Origin of the sequence: Bacillus sp. 7705b (assembly GCF_002289525.1) — a bacterium.
Classification (GTDB): Bacteria; Bacillota; Bacilli; order Bacillales; family Bacillaceae; genus Bacillus; species Bacillus halotolerans.
The window spans coordinates 32,253-50,666 of record NZ_NSDH01000010.1; the positions used below are offsets into that span (position 1 = coordinate 32,253).

16 protein-coding genes are annotated in these 18,414 nt (G+C 45.6%); 12 read left to right on the plus strand and 4 right to left on the minus strand.

What is annotated here, in order from left to right; translation table 11 throughout:
* Positions 1-4 precede the first annotated feature (4 nt).
* Positions 5-223, minus strand: a complete 219-nt coding sequence (gene yvfG, locus CJU60_RS03645) for a protein YvfG (RefSeq protein ID WP_095712976.1) — start codon at positions 221-223, stop codon at positions 5-7.
* A gap of 78 nt (positions 224-301) precedes the next feature.
* Here yvfG and rpoN point away from each other — a divergent pair, with 78 nt between their 5' ends.
* Positions 302-1,612 (plus strand): RNA polymerase factor sigma-54, encoded by a 1,311-nt coding sequence (rpoN, locus tag CJU60_RS03650; protein WP_095712977.1) that lies wholly within the window; start codon positions 302-304, stop codon positions 1,610-1,612.
* 26 nt (positions 1,613-1,638) lie between these two features.
* On the opposite strand, the gene lutP is transcribed toward rpoN, so the two are convergent.
* Entirely contained in the window at positions 1,639-3,330 is a 1,692-nt protein-coding gene (gene lutP, locus CJU60_RS03655) for an L-lactate permease LutP (protein WP_095712978.1), read from the minus strand.
* Positions 3,331-3,554: 224 nt separating this feature from the next.
* Between lutP and lutR the strand changes: the two genes are divergently transcribed.
* The 7 genes from lutR to ganB all read left to right on the plus strand — a co-directional run bounded on the left by lutR (position 3,555) and on the right by ganB (position 12,441).
* Entirely contained in the window at positions 3,555-4,277 is a 723-nt protein-coding gene (lutR, locus tag CJU60_RS03660; protein WP_024122919.1) for an L-lactate utilization/bacilysin biosynthesis transcriptional regulator LutR, read from the plus strand.
* 172 nt (positions 4,278-4,449) lie between these two features.
* Positions 4,450-5,442, plus strand: a complete 993-nt coding sequence (locus CJU60_RS03665) for a galactan degradation operon transcriptional regulator GanR (RefSeq protein ID WP_024122918.1) — start codon at positions 4,450-4,452, stop codon at positions 5,440-5,442.
* Positions 5,443-5,591: 149 nt separating this feature from the next.
* The gene (gene ganS, locus CJU60_RS03670) at positions 5,592-6,857 is read left to right on the plus strand and encodes an arabinogalactan oligomer ABC transporter substrate-binding protein GanS (RefSeq protein ID WP_095712979.1); all 1,266 of its coding nucleotides are present in this window, start codon (positions 5,592-5,594) and stop codon (positions 6,855-6,857) included.
* Between the two features lie 39 nt (positions 6,858-6,896).
* Entirely contained in the window at positions 6,897-8,153 is a 1,257-nt protein-coding gene (ganP, locus tag CJU60_RS03675) for a galactooligosaccharide ABC transporter permease GanP (protein WP_095712980.1), read from the plus strand.
* A 3-nt stretch (positions 8,154-8,156) separates the two neighbouring features.
* Positions 8,157-9,008 carry a galactooligosaccharide ABC transporter permease GanQ gene (gene ganQ / locus CJU60_RS03680; protein WP_024122915.1) on the plus strand — a complete coding sequence of 284 codons (852 nt, stop codon included), beginning with the start codon at positions 8,157-8,159 and terminating at the stop codon, positions 9,006-9,008.
* An 18-nt stretch (positions 9,009-9,026) separates the two neighbouring features.
* Positions 9,027-11,090 (plus strand): beta-galactosidase GanA, encoded by a 2,064-nt coding sequence (locus CJU60_RS03685; RefSeq protein WP_095712981.1) that lies wholly within the window; start codon positions 9,027-9,029, stop codon positions 11,088-11,090.
* A 64-nt stretch (positions 11,091-11,154) separates the two neighbouring features.
* Complete coding sequence (gene ganB, locus CJU60_RS03690) at positions 11,155-12,441, plus strand: arabinogalactan endo-beta-1,4-galactanase (RefSeq protein ID WP_095712982.1); 1,287 nt, start codon at positions 11,155-11,157, stop codon at positions 12,439-12,441.
* A gap of 49 nt (positions 12,442-12,490) precedes the next feature.
* Here ganB and rsbP read toward each other — a convergent pair whose 3' ends face one another.
* Both rsbP and CJU60_RS03700 read right to left on the minus strand, forming a co-directional pair.
* A complete protein-coding gene (rsbP, locus tag CJU60_RS03695; RefSeq protein ID WP_095712983.1) occupies positions 12,491-13,690 on the minus strand; it encodes a phosphoserine phosphatase RsbP in 1,200 nt (399 codons plus the stop codon).
* Between the two features lie 29 nt (positions 13,691-13,719).
* On the minus strand, positions 13,720-14,532 hold the full coding sequence (locus CJU60_RS03700) for an alpha/beta fold hydrolase (protein WP_095712984.1): 813 nt from the start codon (positions 14,530-14,532) through the stop codon (positions 13,720-13,722).
* A gap of 307 nt (positions 14,533-14,839) precedes the next feature.
* Here CJU60_RS03700 and CJU60_RS03705 point away from each other — a divergent pair, with 307 nt between their 5' ends.
* From CJU60_RS03705 to yvfU, 4 genes are read left to right on the plus strand one after another with little or no spacing between them, the layout of a single operon-like run.
* Positions 14,840-15,742: an ABC transporter ATP-binding protein gene (locus CJU60_RS03705; RefSeq protein WP_095712985.1), complete on the plus strand. Its 903-nt coding sequence runs from the start codon at positions 14,840-14,842 to the stop codon at positions 15,740-15,742.
* Between the two features lies 1 nt (position 15,743).
* Positions 15,744-16,481, plus strand: a complete 738-nt coding sequence (locus CJU60_RS03710) for an ABC transporter permease (protein WP_024122909.1) — start codon at positions 15,744-15,746, stop codon at positions 16,479-16,481.
* Positions 16,482-16,484: 3 nt separating this feature from the next.
* The gene (locus CJU60_RS03715) at positions 16,485-17,600 is read left to right on the plus strand and encodes a sensor histidine kinase (RefSeq protein WP_141243757.1); all 1,116 of its coding nucleotides are present in this window, start codon (positions 16,485-16,487) and stop codon (positions 17,598-17,600) included.
* 16 nt (positions 17,601-17,616) lie between these two features.
* A complete protein-coding gene (gene yvfU, locus CJU60_RS03720) occupies positions 17,617-18,219 on the plus strand; it encodes a two-component system response regulator YvfU (protein ID WP_059334943.1) in 603 nt (200 codons plus the stop codon).
* Positions 18,220-18,414 lie beyond the last annotated feature (195 nt).

Consider the following 18,414-nt stretch of genomic DNA (forward strand, 5'->3'; position numbering starts at 1 on the left):
AGGTTTATTTTGATTCTTCGCGTTTTACCTTATTGTAGGCTTCATCTAAATGCTGAATCCGCTTCAGGACAACTGAGTTTTTTGTCAGCTGATCCTGCACCAGTGTTGAGACCACAGAACGGTAGTAGCTGTTCATTGCGTGGATCTTATCCTCAGACGGGTTCATTTCAATATGCTGCTTTAAGTTTTCAATAAAATACGGTACAGAAAAAAGTTCAGACATTTCTTTGGCAGCTCCTTTTTCATAAATGTATACGGTGTCATCCCAATCATGTACAATGAAGAAAGGGGAGTGAGCAAGATGGATATGAAACTTCAGCAAGTACAAGTACTAAAGCCTCAACTGACACAGGAGCTCAGGCAGGCCATTACGCTGCTTGGCTATCATTCGGCGGAACTGGCCGAATACATTGATGAGCTCTCACTGGAAAACCCTCTTATTGAACGAAAGGAAACAGACACACCGCCACTATCTTACCATAAAACAAACAAAAACAGGATCAGCAGGCAGGAGGCGGGCCTTCAATTAAGCAATCCGCAAAAAACACTGCAGGATGTCCTCAAACAGCAGTCACTGGATATGAATCTGTCAAACACTGAAAAAAAGATTTTTAATTATCTGATACATTCGCTTGATTCAAACGGATATCTGGAGGAAGATGTGGAGGAGGCAGCCCGGCGCCTGTCTGTTTCGGCAGAGGAAGCGGAAGCGGTTCTGAGAACACTACAGTCGCTTGAACCAGCGGGAATCGGCGCAAGATCTCTTCAAGAGTGTATTCTGCTGCAATTACAGCGTCTCCCGAACAGAAATGAACAGGCAGAACTGCTTGTTTCAGAACACTTTGATGTATTTGCGCAAAAAAACTGGAAAGCGCTTTCAAAAGAAACCGGAATCCCGCTTCACACGATTCAGGACATTTCTGATAAAATTGCTGCGCTTCACCCAAGACCCGGCCTTCTGTTTGCCAGCCCGGAGCAGGATATGTATATTGAACCTGACATTTTCATCATCGTTAAAAACGGCCAGATCACAGCGGAACTGAACAGCCGCTCGTTCCCGGAGATTGAGCTGCATCCGCAGTACAGGCCGCTTCTATCGTCGGGCGCCTGTCAGGATACGGTTTCCTATTTATCTGCGAAATATCAGGAGTGGCGCTGGCTGAGCCGCGCGCTGAAGCAGCGGAAGCAGACGATCACCAGAATTGTAAATGAGCTGACCGCACGTCAAAAAGATTTTTTCCTGAAAGGGCGGAGCGCCATGAAGCCGCTGACACTGAGAGAGGTGGCGGATTGTCTGGGCCTGCATGAATCAACCATCAGCCGGGCCATTAAAGGGAAAACGATACAAACGCCTTACGGATTGTTTGAGATGAAGATGTTCTTCTCAGGAAAAGCAGAGGCCTCTGGGGATGGCGATACATCCAACTATGCGGTCAAAACGCATCTTCAAGCATTGATTCAGCAAGAGGATAAAACAAAACCCCTCTCAGATCAAAAGCTTGCCGACCTGTTATATGAACAGCACCGCATCCAAATCTCCAGACGCACAGTGGCGAAATACCGCGATCAATTGAACATTCCGTCATCGGCAGCAAGAAAACGGTACAAATAAAATCCTCCCTGTAAGGGAGGATTTTTTTACGGAATCATCCAGCTGAAAAACTGGTGCTGCAAAAAGGTGACAATACAGACGAGCAGCAGCAAAAACAAGCTGTGCTTAATTGTAAAGCGGAAAAGATCCGACTCCTTCCCGGCGAGTCCGACTGCCGCACACGCGACCGCGATCGACTGCGGAGAAATCATTTTGCCGGTGACGCCGCCTGATGAATTGGCCGCGACCGATAGAACAGGGTCCATTCCGACCGATAAGGCCGTTACTTTCTGCAGGTTGCCAAACAGCAGGTTAGCTGACGTATCCGAGCCGGTAATAAAGACGCCGAGCCAGCCGAGAACCGGCGAAAAGAAGGTAAACATCGAGCCTGTCAGCGCAAGCGTCATGCCGAGCGTCGTGCTCATCCCCGAGGAGTTGGTGACATATGCAAAACCAACGACCGAGGCGATCGTCAAAATCGGAAATTTCAATTCCTGCAGTGTTTCGCTAAAAACAGCTCCCCAGTCTTTCCACGAAATCGACGTGATGAATTTTGACAGCACTGCGGCAATTAAAATTGCGGTGCCTGCCGAACCGAGGACCTCAAGCTTATACACCGCTTCAATCGGAGTGCCGTCAGCATTGACAATCTGATTGTTCAAAAAAGGCACCCCAGGAGCAAAAGTCAGCTTTTCTCCAATCACATTCAGCCACTTCAAGAAAACGGCTGTGCCTTCGTAATGCCCTGTCAGCGCGGATTTGACCGAAGGAATGCCCCAAACAGAAATCATCACCGTCAGCAGCAGAAACGGCGACCAGGCCTTAAAAATCTGCCCGCCGGTGTAAGCCGGTGCATCAGGGTGCAGTTTTGCCGCTTCAATCGCGGCGGCCGATTCCTGCTCCCCCGCAAACCGGAATGTCTTCTTCGGCTTCCACCATTTTAAAAACACAGCTAGCGCAGCCATCGACACTAGCGCCGACAAAACATCCGGCAGCTCCGGCCCCAGAAAGTTGGAGCTGAGATACTGAACAGCGGCAAAGGAAACACCGGAAACAAGAATCGCCGGCCATACCTCAAAGGCTTTCCTGAATCCGCTCATAATGATAATTAAATAAAGAGGAATAAATACAGATAAAAACGGCAGCTGCCGCCCGACCATTTGAGAAATCTCCATCGCCGGAATCCCTGTCGGCCCTTCTACAGCTGTAATCGGAATCCCAATCGCCCCGAAGGCTACTGGCGCCGTATTGGCAATCAAACAGATCCCCGCCGCATAAAGAGGGTTAAAACCGAGGCCGACAAGCAGTGCGGCCGAAATCGCGACCGGCGCCCCGAAGCCCGCCGCTCCTTCTAAAAAAGCCCCGAATGAGAAAGCGATCAGCAGCGCCTGAAGCCGGCGGTCATCGGTAATGGAGAGAACAGAGCTGCGAATAATATCAAATTGTCCCGTTTTTACAGTGATTTTATACAAAAAAACAGACGTCACAATGATCCAGCCGATTGGCAGAATGCCGTATACGGCTCCTTGTGTAGCGGACATCAGCGCTTTTTCCGCCGGCATCCCGTAAATCAATACAGCAATCAGCAGCGCGATTCCCAAGGTGTACAATCCCGCCGTATACCCCTTCATTCGTTTAATTGCGAGTGCCCAGAAAAAGAAAATAATCGGTACAAGTGCGGCAAGCGCAGATAAAAGCAAATTTCCCCCTATAGGCGTATATGCCTGTGTCCATTGCATCCCAAACCCCTCCTTCAAACATAACTGGCTATGTGTAAGCGGTTTCTAAAGATGATATGATCATCTGATGACTAGATAATAAGACCAGTTACCTAGCATTATATTTTGAAAAAAATCAAAGTACAAGACTTTTTGACGAAATTGTCTAAATCTTTTGGCGGCGCCCAAAAGGGAGTATAATAGATCATAAACAGCCAGACCTACAAGTTGCGGGGTGAATTGCATTGAAATATAAACAGATTAAAACAAAAAAGATATATGAAGAAGTAGCGGATGCATTATTAGATATGATCAAAACCGGCCAACTGAAGCCGGGGGATAAACTTGACTCCGTTCAGGCGCTTTCCGAAAGCTTTCAAGTCAGCCGTTCAGCGGTGCGCGAAGCGCTTTCCGCATTAAAAGCGATGGGGCTTGTCGAAATGAAACAGGGAGAAGGCACCTATCTGAAGGAGTTTGAACCTGATCAAATTTCTCAGCCTCTGTCAGCCGCCCTTTTAATGAAAAAAGAAGATGTCAAACAGCTGCTCGAGGTCAGAAAGCTGCTTGAAATCGGCGTGGCTTCATTAGCTGCCGAAAAACGGACAGAAGAGAATCTCCAAAGCATTCATGCGGCGTTAAAGGAAATGGGGGAGATTGAAGCAGACGGGGAGCTAGGTGAAAAAGCAGACTTCGCCTTTCATTTGGCACTCGCTGACGCTTCACAAAACGATCTGCTCAAACATCTGATGAATCACGTATCATCATTGCTGCTGGAAACGATGAGAGAAACGCGGAAAATCTGGCTGTTTTCCAAGAAGACCTCGGTACAGCGGCTTTATGAGGAGCATGAACGGATTTATAATGCCGTGGCTGCCCAAGACGGAGCACAGGCGGAAGAAGCGATGCTGGCACACTTGACAAATGTGGAAGATGTCCTTTCGGGATATTTTGAGGAAAACGTGCAATAACCGACTCATTTCCCGGGCAATTCTGCTGGTGCATACAAACAACCAAGACTGAGCTGTAATGGTTCAGTCTTATTTACATTGTGCGGCTGACACAGCTTGACATTTACGAAAAAGGAAGTAAAATATTTTACTAAAACGAACACTGGCATGTTTGAAAATGGAGGCAGATATAATGGCGACAATAAAAGATATCGCACAAGCCGCGGGATTTTCGATTTCAACCGTTTCCCGTGTTTTAAATAACGATGAGAGCCTTTCTGTACCGGACGAGACGCGTGAAAAAATCTATGAAGCCGCGGAGAAACTTAATTATCGCAAGAAAACTGTAAGGCCGCTGGTGAAACACATCGCTTTTTTATATTGGCTGACAGATCAAGAGGAGCTGGAAGATGTCTATTTCAAAACAATGAGATTAGAAGTAGAGAAATTGGCGAAAACCTTCAATGTCGACATGACGACCTATAAAATAACGGACGGTATTGAATGCATTCCAGCTCATACAGAAGGTTTTATTGCCGTGGGCACCTTTTCTGATAAAGAATTAGCGTTTCTCAGAAATCTGACGGAGAACGGTGTTTTTATTGACTCTTCCCCTGATCCCGACCATTTTGATTCGGTAAGGCCGGACTTAGCGCAAATGACGAAGAGAACGGTAAACATCCTAGTTGAAAAAGGGCATAAGAATATCGGATTTATTGGCGGCACGTACAAAAATCCGAACACGAATCAAGATGAAATGGATATTCGTGAAAAAACGTTCCGATCCTATATGCAGGAAAAAGGGATGCTGGATGAGCGCTATATTTTATGCCACCGCGGCTTCTCCGTCGAAAATGGCTACCGCCTGATGACTAAAGCGATTGAAGCATTGGGTGATCAGCTTCCGACCGCCTTTTTTATCGCGGCAGACCCGATTGCGGTCGGCTGTCTGCAGGCCCTGAATGAAAAAGGAATCGCGATACCAAACAGAGTGAGCGTCGTGAGCATCAATAACATCAGCTTTGCCAAGTACGTCTCTCCGCCGCTGACGACCTTTCATATTGATATCAAGGAACTATGTAAAAACGCTGTGGAATTATTGCTTGAGCAAGTGCTGGAAAAGCGGAAAACGGTTAAAACGTTATATATGGGAGCTGAATTAATCGTCAGAAAGAGCATGAATTAAATCGTTTCAAAATGGCTTAGTATTCTAAGTCATTTTTTTGTTTGGTAAAAAAATTTACTTATAAGAGTAAATAGTTTGTTTACACATTTTCTCAGTCATGCTATATTATTTTTAAAGCGCTTTCATCTAATACGGAAGGGTGACAATTGATGAAAATGATAAAAAAGTACGCCGGTGTCATGCTCTGCGCGGCTGTCAGTTTATCTTTAGCCGCCTGCGGACCGCAGGAAAGTAGCAGCGAAAAAACAAGTTCAAAGGGATCGGAGCTTGTCGTGTGGGAGGATAAAGAAAAAAGCATCGGCATTAAAGACGCTGTTGCAGAATTTGAAAAAGAGCATGATGTAAAGGTTAAAGTTGTTGAAAAACCTTATGCCCAGCAGATTGAAGATTTGCGTATGGACGGCCCGGCCGGCACAGGGCCTGACGTGTTGACCATGCCCGGTGACCAGATCGGAACGGCTGTCACAGAGGGATTAATCAAAGAATTACACGTTGAAAAGGATGTTCAATCGCTCTACACAGACGCATCCATTCAGTCTCAAATGATTGATCAGAAGATTTATGGCCTGCCTAAAGCCGTCGAAACAACAGTGCTTTTTTATAACAAAGATCTCATCTCAGAGGACGAATTGCCGCAAACGCTGGAAGAGTGGTACGACTACTCTAAAAAAACGGCTGATGGCAGCAAATTTGGATTTTTAGCCTTATTTGATCAAATTTATTACGCGCAAAGTGTCATGGGCGGGTACGGCGGATATATCTTTGGAAAGGATAAGGATGGAAACGATGATCCGTCTGATCTTGGAATCAATAATGAAGGCGCTGTCAAAGGCGCTGAGCTGATTCAGAAGTTTTATCAAGACGGCTTATTCCCGGCTGGCATTGTCGGAGAGCAGGGAATCAATGTACTCGAATCACTGTTTACAGAAGGAAAGGCTGCTGCGATTATCTCAGGCCCGTGGAATGTAGAAGCCTTTTCGAAAGCGGGAATTGATTATGGCATCACCAAGCTTCCGAAGCTGGAAAACGGCAAAAACATGAGCTCCTTTATCGGCGTCAAAAGCTACAATGTCAGCGCATTTTCAAAACATGCAGAGCTGGCGCAAGAGTTAGCCGTTTTTCTGACAAATGAAACGAATTCCAAAAAACGATATGAACAAACGAAAGAAGTTCCGGCCGTTCAATCATTAGCGAGTGACAAGGCGATCATGAAAAGCGAAGCGGCACGGGCGGTCACCGAACAATCCCGCTTCTCAGAGCAGACGCCGAATATACCGGAAATGAATGAAATATGGACCCCGGCTGATTCGGCATTACAAACGATTGCAACAGGAAAAGCGGACCCGAAAAAAGCCTTAGATCAGGCTGCCGAAACGGCCAAAGGGCAGATGAAGGCAAAGCATAGCGGAACATAAAGAGAAAAGTAGATTTGTATTGTAAGAGAGGTGAAAACGGTGCAGCATCGTAAAGTCGCTTTGTTATTGTCAATCATTCCGGGCCTTGGTCAATTCTACAACAAACAATGGATTAAAGGCCTCCTGTTTCTCCTCTTGGGCGCATCGTTTTTTGCGGTATTTGGAGATTTGCTGAATATGGGGCTTTGGGGAATCTTTACGCTGGGAACAGAGGTGCCGCGGGATAACTCGGTGTTTCTGCTGGCGGAAGGCATTATCGCTGTCATTGTGACATGCTTTGGACTTGCGGTATATTATGTGAATTTGCGAGACGCTTATCAAAGCGGAAAACGCCGTGATGAAAAGAGGCCCTTGAGCTCTCTCAAGGAACAATATCAAAATATCGTCGCTCAGGGCTATCCATATGTCGTCAGTGGACCATCTCTGTTTATTTTAATTTTCGCGGTGATCTTTCCCATCTTATTCAGCTTTGCCTTAGCTTTTACAAACTATGATTTATATCATTCTCCTCCTGCTAAATTAGTAGATTGGGTTGGTTTTCAAACCTTCACTGATATTTTTACTGTCGATATTTGGCGCTCGACCTTTTTTGATGTGCTGGCTTGGACGGTGGTGTGGACGCTTTGTGCTTCTACTCTGCAAGTCAGTCTGGGTATATGGCTGGCGATCATTGTGAATCAGAAAGACATCCGGTTTAAACGGTTTTTCCGGACTATTTTGATTTTGCCATGGGCTGTTCCCGGATTTGTCACGATTTTAATTTTTGCCGGTTTGTTTAACGATAGCTTCGGCGCAATGAATCATGACATCTTGGCTTTCTTTGGCATTGATCCGCTTCCGTGGATGACAGATGCGAATTGGTCGAGGCTGGCGCTGATCCTCATGCAAGGCTGGCTTGGTTTTCCGTATATCTTCCTTGTTTCAACGGGTGTTTTGCAATCGATTCCTGAAGATCTTTATGAAGCGGCGACAATTGATGGTGCTTCCATCTTCTCAAAGCTGAGATACATCACGCTCCCGATGGTGTTCATTGCGATGGCTCCGATTATCATTACGCAGTTCACATTTAATTTTAATAACTTCAATATTATTTATCTTTTCAATGGAGGCGGTCCGGCTGTTGCGGGATCAACAGCCGGCGGAACAGATATCCTCGTATCGTGGATTTATAAATTGACGATGCAGTCCAGCCAATATTCCCTTGCGGCTGCTTTAACCATTTTATTGTCTGTGTTTGTGATCGCCATTGCATTGTGGCAATTCAGACAGACGAAGTCTTTTAAAGAGGAGGGCTGAGACATGCTGGCAGATATGAAGGTCAGAAAATTTATGCGGCTCCTTTTCTCTTACTTGTTTTTAGCCTGCATGGCGGTCATCATTGTGTATCCTCTCCTTTGGACGGCAGGCGCCAGCTTTAATCCCGGCAACAGTTTAATCAGTACATCCCTCATTCCGAAGAATCCGACATTTGACCACTACAAAGAATTATTTGCGGGCAAAGAAAGCCTTCAATATGTGCAGTGGTATATCAATTCGATAAAAATCAGCCTGTTTACGATGGCTGGCTCACTGATCTGTGTGACGTTTACGGCTTATGCGTTTTCCCGCTTTCGGTTTAAAGGGAGGAAATACGCATTAACGCTCTTTTTATTGCTGCAAATGATTCCTCAGTTTTCTGCATTGATCGCCTTGTTTGTGCTGGCTCAAATGTTAGGAATGATCAACAGCCATTGGCTGCTGATCCTGCTTTATATCGGCGGCCTGATCCCGATGAATACGTACTTGATGAAAGGATATATGGATTCCATTCCGATTGATTTAGACGAAAGCGCAAAGATTGACGGGGCAAGCAGCACGAGGATCTTTTTGCAGATCATCCTGCCTTTGTCAAAACCGATGGCGGCAGTGGTTGCGATGAATGGATTTACCGGCCCGCTCGGAGATTTTGTTTTGTCATCAACGATATTGAGAACACCTGAATCATATACATTGCCCGTAGGCTTATTCAATTTAGTCAATGATGTCATGGGAGCAAGCTATACGACATTTGCGGCGGGTGCCTTGCTCATCAGCATTCCGGTTGCCGTCATCTTTATCATGCTGCAAAAGAATTTTGTGTCCGGATTAACCGCAGGCGGAACGAAAGGATAAGAGAATAAGGGGGAGAAAATCATGTCAAAGCTTGAAAAAAAGCACGTTACAAAAGCGAAATTTATGCTCCACGGAGGAGACTACAACCCTGATCAATGGCTGGATCGGCCGGATATTTTAGCCGACGATATAAAGCTGATGAAGCTTTCCCATACCAATACGTTTTCTGTCGGCATTTTTGCATGGAGTGCGCTTGAGCCGGAGGAAGGTGTATATCAATTTGAATGGCTTGATGATGTTTTTGACCGTATCCACAGTATCGGCGGCCGTGTCATTTTAGCAACGCCGAGCGGAGCGCGTCCTGCCTGGCTGTCGCAAACCTACCCTGAAGTGCTGCGGGTCAATGCCTCCAGAGTGAAACAGCTGCACGGCGGACGGCATAACCACTGCCTGACGTCCAAGGTCTATCGTGAAAAAACGCGGCACATCAACCGTTTATTAGCAGAAAGATACCGCGGACATCCATCGCTTTTCATGTGGCATATTTCCAATGAATATGGAGGAGAATGCCACTGTGACCTATGCCAGAACGCTTTCAGAGAGTGGCTGAGAATGAAATATGACAATAGTCTCAAGGCATTGAATAACGCGTGGTGGACACCGTTTTGGAGCCATACATTTAATGACTGGTCACAAATTGAAAGCCCTTCCCCGATTGGAGAAAATGGCTTGCACGGCCTGAACTTAGACTGGCGCCGGTTTGTCACGGATCAAACCATTTCCTTTTATGAAAATGAAATCGTACCGCTGAAAGAGCTGACGCCGGACATTCCGATAACAACGAATTTTATGGGTGATACACCAGATTTAATTCCTTATCAGGGTCTCGACTACAGCAAATTTGCAAAGCATGTGGATGTTATCAGCTGGGACGCTTATCCTGTGTGGCACAATGATTGGGAAAGCACAGCAGATTTGGCGATGAAGGTCGGCTTTATCAATGATCTGTACAGAAGCCTGAAGCAGCAGCCCTTTCTATTAATGGAGTGTACGCCTAGCGCTGTCAATTGGCATAACGTAAACAAAGCAAAACGCCCGGGCATGAACCTGCTTTCATCTATGCAAATGATTGCCCACGGGTCAGACAGCGTCCTCTATTTCCAATTTCGAAAATCACGAGGATCATCGGAAAAACTGCATGGGGCGATTGTGGATCATGACAACAGCACAAAGAACCGTGTCTTTCAAGAAGTGGCAAAAGTCGGGGAGACATTGGAACAGCTGTCTGAAGTCGTTGGAACGAAGAGACCGTCTGAAGCTGCTATTTTGTATGATTGGGAAAATAATTGGGCGCTTGAGGACGCTCAGGGATTTGCAAAAGCGACAAAGCGTTATCCGCAAACACTGCAGCAGCATTACCGCACATTCTGGGAACAGGATATCCCGGTCGACGTCATTACAAAAGAACAAGATTTTTCAGCGTATAAGCTGCTGATCGTCCCCATGCTGTATGTAATCAGTGAAGAAACCATTTCGCGATTAAAGAAGTTTACGGCTAACGGCGGAACCTTGGTGATGACCTATATCAGCGGAATCGTCAACGAGCATGACTTAACGTATACAGGCGGCTGGCACCCAGACTTGCAAACGATATTTGGAATTGAGCCGCTCGAAACAGATACGCTGTATCCGAAAGACCGAAATGCCGTCAGCTACCGCAATCAAACGTATGAAATGAAAGATTATGCAACGGTGATCGAATTGAAAGCCGCAACGGCAGAGGGTGTGTATCAGGATGACTTTTATGCGCATACCCCTGCGGTTACAAGCCATCAATATGAACAAGGAAAAGCGTATTTTATCGGCGCGCGTTTAGAGGATCAATTTCACCGGGATTTTTATCAAAGTTTGATAAAAGAACTGTCTTTGTCTCCGGTTTTTCCGGTTAAGCATGGTAAAGGCGTCTCCGTACAGGCGAGACAGGATCAGCACAATGACTATATCTTCATCATGAATTTTACGGAACAACAGCAGCTGGTTTCGTTTGATAAGCGTGTGAAGGATATCGTTACTGGTGAAATGCTTTCAGGAGACCTGATCTTGGAAAAATATGAAGTGAGAATTGTCGTGAACTCACATTGAGGTGTGCCTCCGCTCTATATGGGCGGGGTCTTTTTTGAAATCGCTTACGTGAGAGGGTGGAAATATGAAAAGCAGAATCATCGTGCTGTTAGCCGCTGTCATCGTCTGGAGCGGGATCGGAAGTTCGACGGGATATGCCGCCGCAGAGGGGGAGAAATATGTGTCAGAGCTTCAGGCAAATGACCTTTTTGTTAAAAAGGTAGCGGGCATGAACAAGGACTTTATCAAAGGAGTTGACGTGTCGAGCATTATTGCTTTAGAAAACAGCGGTGTAACCTTTTACAATGCAAGCGGAAAACGTCAGGACATCTTTACAACCTTAAAGCAAGCAGGTGTCAACTATGTCCGCGTCCGCATTTGGAATGACCCGTATAACGCTTATGGCAATGGTTATGGGGGAGGCAGTAATGATGTTCAAAAAGCCATCCAAATCGGAAAAAGAGCAACCGCGAACGGGATGAAGCTGCTGGCAGATTTTCATTATTCCGATTTCTGGGCAGATCCTGCAAAACAGAAGGTGCCAAAGGCTTGGGCGAACTTAAGCTTCGAAGCTAAGAAAGCGAAGCTCTATGGATTTACAAAACAAAGTCTGCAAGCCATGGTCAAGGAAGGCATTGATATCGGTATGGTACAGGTCGGAAACGAAACAACAGGAGCATTTGCCGGGGAAACGGATTGGAAGAAGATGAGTCAATTATTCAATGAAGGAAGCCGGGCAGTCAGGGAAACAAATCGTGACATATTGATCGCGCTGCATTTCACCAACCCAGAAACGTCGGGACGATATTCATATATTGCTGAAACCCTCAACAAAAATAAAGTCGATTATGATGTATTTGCCAGCTCGTATTATCCATTCTGGCACGGTACGTTACACAATTTGTCCTCCGTGCTGAAAGCTGTTGCGGATACGTACGGCAAAAAAGTCATGGTGGCGGAAACGTCATACACCTATACGGCTGAAGACGGAGACGGACATGAAAACACAGCGCCTAAAAGCGGTCAGACGCTGCCATACCCGATTTCAGTGCAAGGCCAGGCAAATGCCGTAAGAGATGTGATGGACGCAGTGGCAAAGACAGGAACAGCCGGATTGGGCGTTTTTTATTGGGAGCCTGCGTGGATTCCGGTCGGCCCGAAGACGCAATTGGAGAAAAATAAAACGATATGGGAAACATATGGTTCCGGATGGGCCTCCAGCTATGCAGCCGAATACGATCCTGAAGACGCAGGTAAGTGGTATGGAGGAAGTGCAGTGGATAATCAAGCTTTGTTTGATTTCAACGGACATCCGCTGCCGTCCTTACAGGTATTCAAATACGCGGAAACAGGCCATATCCCGAAAAAATAATGAAAATCCATGAGGTGTAACAACGCATTGTTATCTCTCATGGATTCTTTTATTTTACATCTACTAAAATAAAACACTCATCATCGTTCTTGGGCTCAGCTTGAAGAGATGAGAGGATTTTGTTTTTCAGCTCAGCTATAGGCAAATCAGGATGATTCTTTATTAAACGGTGTAAATAACATGATGCCGTCGGGTCCATCACACCGTCTGTATACAGAAGCAGCCTTCCGCCGCGTGTATAGTGAAGGCTGCTTGACTGAAACACCGCTTCTTCAAACATCCCAATCGGCGGTGCGGTTGCGTCCAGCGTTGATTGGGTTCCCTCGGCATCCTGCCATAATGCGGGCGGATGGCCCGCGTTGACATAATCAATTCTTTGCCGGTCTGTATCAATGATGAGGCAAATGGCGGTACAGTAATGCCTTGCTTCCTCGTCGTTTTGAAACAAACTGTGAAGATGGTAGTCTAGTTCCTTCATGACTTTGTCGGGACTGATCCCTTGTGTCATTAATCGCTGGAATAAAGGGTGGAGGGACATCGTAACTAATGCAGAAGAAATGCCGTGTCCCATCACATCAAGGAGGATCAAGCCGTAGCGGTGCTCATCGATTTGATAAAATCCATATAAGTCGCCTGATAAGTCACTGGATGCTTTATAATACGAATCAATCTGAATTTGATCATTCAAGATCGGTTCGGTCAATGAATTTTCTTGAATCTTCCTGGCGAGTTCAAGCTCTCTTTTTGTATTCGATCTGAATTGCTGATTTTGCTTATTGATCGCAAGAAGCTCTTCTTGTTTCACCTTCAGCGTCTGCAAAGCAATTTCCAGCTCCGCATTTGCTTTCTGTTTGGCGAGCAGTGCTTCCTCAGCCGCGTTTCTGGCAATCAGCAGCTCATTTTCATATTCGTTTCGCTTCCGCATCGGAATGACAACGCATTCTGTTACAGCGGCTTCCTGATCCGCTCTCCGAACTGCGTTTACAAGGACGGGGACTTCTTCCCCATTGTTTGTTTCCAGGGAGATGTACATTTCTTCAATGTGTTGTTCAAGCTGCAAAAGCGGAACAAAATAAAGCTGATAAAAAAGCTTTGCAGGAACGGTTAAAAGAGCATTGATATGCTGACCGATCACCTGTTCCGATTCGTAATCAAGAATCTTAAGCAAGGTGTGATTGACAGCAAAAATTGTACCCTCTTCAGATAAAGTAAGGAAACCGCATGGTGCATAATTCAATTGTTGATCCATTCAGAGGGTCACCTCTATCCCTTTCGTTCCTAAATCACGTATGCGTTCAAATAATCGCTGATCAGCTGTATTGTCTCTTCGGGATGGCTCATATGCGGGCAGTGCCCGTTGGCTTTCATCTGTATGAGTGTGCTGTAAGGGAGATGCTTTTGCATATACTCACCTACTAATGACGGTGCAATGACATCATTCGAACATTGCAGGATAAGCGAAGGCACGGTCACCTTTGGAAGATCTTTTCGATGATCTGAAAAAAACGCCGCCTTCGCGAATTGCCGTGCGATGATAGGATCAGTAGAACAAAAACGGCTTTCCAGCTCTTCCTTAATTTCTGGCCGATCCGGCTGATTCACTACGGTCGCCGCAAAAACGGTTGCCCAGCCTATGTAGTTTTTCTCCATCATATCTATTAACCCAAGGAGCTGCTCTTCCTCAAAACCCCCGTAATACTCAGGCGGATCATTTAAATAGCAAGGAGAAGGCCCCACCATAATCAGTTGTGAAAAAAGCTCGGGACGTCGTAATGATGCAAGCATGCCAATCACAGCCCCCACAGAATGCCCCACAAAAACGGCTTTTGACAGATCTAACGCTTCACAAACATCCAGAACATCCTGGGCATAGCCGTCAAGTGTGCGGTAACGAACCATATCATATGCGTGCAAATCAGAATTTCCCGCACCTACATAATCAAATAGAATCAGCTGGTATTCGTCTTCAAAGGCAGGAACTACGGCATCCCACACGCTTTGATCACACCCGAATCCAGGTGCAAATACAATTGGTGTTGTGCCGTTCCCCCTCACCTTCACATGATTCCTAGTCAAAATAGCTTGATCCATAGTCGGCTCCTTTCAGCTAAAACGACATGAAGATTAATATGTATATCATACCACTTCAAGGCGTGAATTGCGGGCTTTCTATGAAAGTAAATAGGCGTCTTGCAGAAAGAGGACATGCGGCATGGAGAGCTGGATTGATTGGAAGATGTAGCGGAAGGATTGCCTAGGTGCCGGATATAATATAAAGCGGTAATATCATCTGAATGACACAAATGACATTTGTCATCTCAAATCATGACACCCCTTACTAAAATCATCTGATTCGGTATTTTACAATCAATGTAAGCAATCAGGAGGTGCTCATAAAATGAATGAGGTTGTGTCAGTAAGAAATGTCACAAAACATTTTCAGCAAAAAACAGCAGTGAAGAACATTCATTTCAGCATAGGAAAAGGAGAGATCGTGGCCATCCTTGGCCCGAATGGCGCAGGGAAGACAACAGCGATCTCTATGATGCTGGGATTGCTGAAGCCAAGTGAGGGTGAAATCAAATTATTTAACCGTCAGCCTGATGAAAAACAGGTGCGTGAAAAAATCGGTACCATGCTGCAGGAAGTAAGTGTCATGCCGGGATTAAAGGTCTGCGAAACCCTCGAGCTTATCCGCAGTTATTATCCCCATCCATTATCCATGAAAGAGCTTGTCTCGCTGACAGCACTCACAAAAGAAGATTTGAAAACACCGGCAGAGAAATTATCCGGCGGACAAAAACGCCGTCTGAGCTTTGCTTTGGCACTTGCCGGCAATCCGGAGTTACTTGTATTTGATGAACCGACTGTCGGAATGGACACGACATCAAGACACCAGTTTTGGAAGACAGTGAACAGCTTGGCGGATCAAGGAAAGACCATTATTTTTTCAACTCATTATTTACAGGAAGCAGATGATGCCGCGCAGCGCATTTTGTTTTTTGCTGAAGGACGGCTTGCCGCAGACGAAACGCCGAAGCAAATCAGAGCAAGGATTCAGAAGCAGTCTGTTTCCTTTAAGGTTTCATCGGATGAATCATTGGAAAAGCTCTATCGGCATCCGGAAGTAGAACGAGTGACTCAAAAGCATCAGCGAGTCAGCATTCAAACGTCAAATACTGATAAAGTGTTAGGGCTCATCTTTCAAGAAAACATCAATGCACATGATATTCGAATCGAACAAGGAACGCTCGATGAGGCATTTCGACAGCTTGCTGACGGGAACAGGGAGGCGATGTGAGATGAACATGCTGCGGAAACAGTGCATAGCTGAAATGAAAAGGGTGCTCAGGAATAAATACTTTGTGTTTTGGTCGCTTGTTATGCCGATTGCCTTTTACTATCTCTTTACAAACGTAGTGAATACCAATGTTCCTGACAAGGATGCCTGGAATGCCCATTATTTAATGTCAATGACCACCTTCAGCGTAATGGGTTCGTCTATGATGACGCTTGGAATCCGTTTGGTACAAGAACGGGCACAAGGCTGGTCAGTTTTTATCCGCATCACGCCTCTGCCGGATCATATTTATTTGGCGGCTCAGATGATCGGGCAAAGTGTCATTCATCTTTTATCTATTACTGTCATCTTTCTTGCCGGCGCCATCATAAACGGCATTGACTTGTCACCGTTTGAATGGGTCATGAGCGGGCTTTGGATTTTAATTGGGGCATTTCCGTTTTTAGCGTTAGGGACATTAATCGGTCTCATGAGAAAAGTAGAAACGGCAGCCGGGGTCAGTAATGTGCTTTACATGCTGCTGGCGATAAGCGGGGGCATGTGGATGCCGATCGAGGTCATGCCGGACATATTGAAAAACATAGGTCAATGGCTCCCGTCTTATCATTTTGGGAGCGGAGCGTGGGCTCTTGTTCAAGGCGAGCTTCCAACCTGGAAAAATATTCTGATGTTAATCGCTTATTTAGTGATCTTCATGCTACTATTTAAGTATATAAGAAGAAAACAAGAAGCGGTGTAATACATGAAACTCATAAATTCCATATTTCCAAAGCATTTCGGTTTTTTCCCTTATATCTTTTTGGTGTATACCATTATGCCGTTTCTTTCTTTATTGAGAGAATCAGGCAGCAAACAAGTGCTGGGATATGGCATGCTGCTCCTATTTGTTGTGACATATCGTCAATTGTTCGTCAGTGCGGACAGACCTTCATTTACGTATTGGTTATGCGCGCAAATGGCCATTATTTTTATTTATAGTTTGTTTTATCATATCAGCTATATTTATTTAGGCTTTTTCCCGGCAAACTTTGTGGGCTATTACCGTGAGAAAACGAAGTTCAACCGTGCTTTCTTTGGGCTTGTCTTCATGCTGATATTTCCTTGCCTGTATCATTTTCTGGCGGATTCGGCTTCGATCAGGGAGCTGTTTTCTGTTCTTCCGTTTCTGGTCATTATGCTGATTTCTCCCTTCGGAATTCGTTCCATGTTTCGAAGAATAGAGCTTGAAAAAAAGCTTGACCAAGCCAACGAACATATAAAGGAACTCACCAAAAGGGAGGAACGTGTTCGGATAGCCCGCGATCTTCATGATACACTCGGCCATACCCTCTCGCTCCTCACGTTAAAAAGCCAGCTGATTCAGCGGCTGGCGGCAGCAGATGCAGAACGGACCAAGCTTGAAGCGAAAGAAATGGAAACAAGCTCGCGTGCGGCACTCAAACAAGTTCGTGAGCTTGTAGCGGATATGAGAACGGTCACCATGACGGAGGAGCTAGCCAACATTCGGCACATTTTAAGAGCGGGTAATATTACTTTTCAATACGAAGGGGCCGAAGATTTTTCAGACATATCCCCCGTCACTCAAAATATTGTCAGTATGTGTATGCGGGAGGCAGTGACAAATATCATCAAGCACAGCAAAGCGACCCATTGTGCAGTCACCATTTCTCAATATGCCGACAAAATGACCGTTCTCATACGGGATGACGGAACAGGAGCGGTGAAGGAGAAGATGTTTGGGAATGGATTGCGGGGAATGGAAGAGCGGCTGATGTTTATTGACGGAGAGATGACTCTTTCAGACCATAACGGAACGGTGTTGACACTGACGATTCCGCTCATTAGAAAAGCAGAATGATAGGAGGACGAAATAGATGATTCGTCTATTTATTGCTGAGGATCAGCGAATGCTTTTAGGCGCTCTGGGATCCTTGCTTGACCTGGAAGAGGATATGAAGGTCATCGGACAAGCGTTAAATGGAGAAGAGGCGCTGAAAGCCATTCTCAGGCTGGAGCCGGATGTCTGCATCATGGACATTGAAATGCCGGTTTACAGCGGGCTGGAGGTTGCAGAGGAGCTAATGAAAAAAGGCTGTAAAAGCAAGGTCATTATTCTGACAACCTTTGCCCGCCCAGGATATTTTGAACGCGCCGTCAAAGCCGGCGTACACGGATATCTTTTGAAGGATGGGGAAATTGACGATCTGGCGGATGCCATACGAAAGTGTGTAAAGGGAAAACGGATGTTCAGCCCGGAATTAACCTTCAACATGATTCGTGATGAAAATCCGCTGACTGTAAGAGAACAAGAAATACTGAGGCTGGCTGCTTTAGGCAAGACAACAAAAGACATCACACTTGAACTCTATTTATCTCAAGGCACAGTCCGAAACTATATCTCAGAAATCATCCAAAAACTGAATGCGAAAAACCGGACAGAAGCGGCTAGTATTGCTGAGGAGAAAGGATGGATTTAATGAGGAATCTGGTTAATCATACATAACCAGGTTCCTTTTTATTTACAGGTTTATTTTTGGCCGACTTATTTGTCCATCCGCAAAGCTTGTACTATACACCAGTGTTATGGAATATGTCAGGTTCAGCGTTCATCGGTGCTTTTTTGTTTGAAACTCTTTTGCGCTAATGAGAGGAGGCGCGGGTTGGATCGTCCT

What these genes read in the sequence shown, in the direction of transcription:
- ganB (WP_095712982.1), top strand. Translation starts at nt 11,155, where the DNA reads ATGAAAAGCAGAATCATCGTGCTGTTAGCCGCTGTCATCGTCTGGAGC.
- rsbP (WP_095712983.1), bottom strand. Translation starts at nt 13,690, where the DNA reads ATGGATCAACAATTGAATTATGCACCATGCGGTTTCCTTACTTTATCT.
- yvfU (WP_059334943.1), top strand. Translation starts at nt 17,617, where the DNA reads ATGATTCGTCTATTTATTGCTGAGGATCAGCGAATGCTTTTAGGCGCT.
- ganQ (WP_024122915.1), top strand. Translation starts at nt 8,157, where the DNA reads ATGCTGGCAGATATGAAGGTCAGAAAATTTATGCGGCTCCTTTTCTCT.
- lutP (WP_095712978.1), bottom strand. Translation starts at nt 3,330, where the DNA reads ATGCAATGGACACAGGCATATACGCCTATAGGGGGAAATTTGCTTTTA.
- CJU60_RS03665 (WP_024122918.1), top strand. Translation starts at nt 4,450, where the DNA reads ATGGCGACAATAAAAGATATCGCACAAGCCGCGGGATTTTCGATTTCA.
- CJU60_RS03705 (WP_095712985.1), top strand. Translation starts at nt 14,840, where the DNA reads ATGAATGAGGTTGTGTCAGTAAGAAATGTCACAAAACATTTTCAGCAA.
- CJU60_RS03710 (WP_024122909.1), top strand. Translation starts at nt 15,744, where the DNA reads ATGAACATGCTGCGGAAACAGTGCATAGCTGAAATGAAAAGGGTGCTC.
- yvfG (WP_095712976.1), bottom strand. Translation starts at nt 223, where the DNA reads ATGTCTGAACTTTTTTCTGTACCGTATTTTATTGAAAACTTAAAGCAG.
- CJU60_RS03700 (WP_095712984.1), bottom strand. Translation starts at nt 14,532, where the DNA reads ATGGATCAAGCTATTTTGACTAGGAATCATGTGAAGGTGAGGGGGAAC.
- rpoN (WP_095712977.1), top strand. Translation starts at nt 302, where the DNA reads ATGGATATGAAACTTCAGCAAGTACAAGTACTAAAGCCTCAACTGACA.
- CJU60_RS03715 (WP_141243757.1), top strand. Translation starts at nt 16,485, where the DNA reads ATGAAACTCATAAATTCCATATTTCCAAAGCATTTCGGTTTTTTCCCT.
- ganS (WP_095712979.1), top strand. Translation starts at nt 5,592, where the DNA reads ATGAAAATGATAAAAAAGTACGCCGGTGTCATGCTCTGCGCGGCTGTC.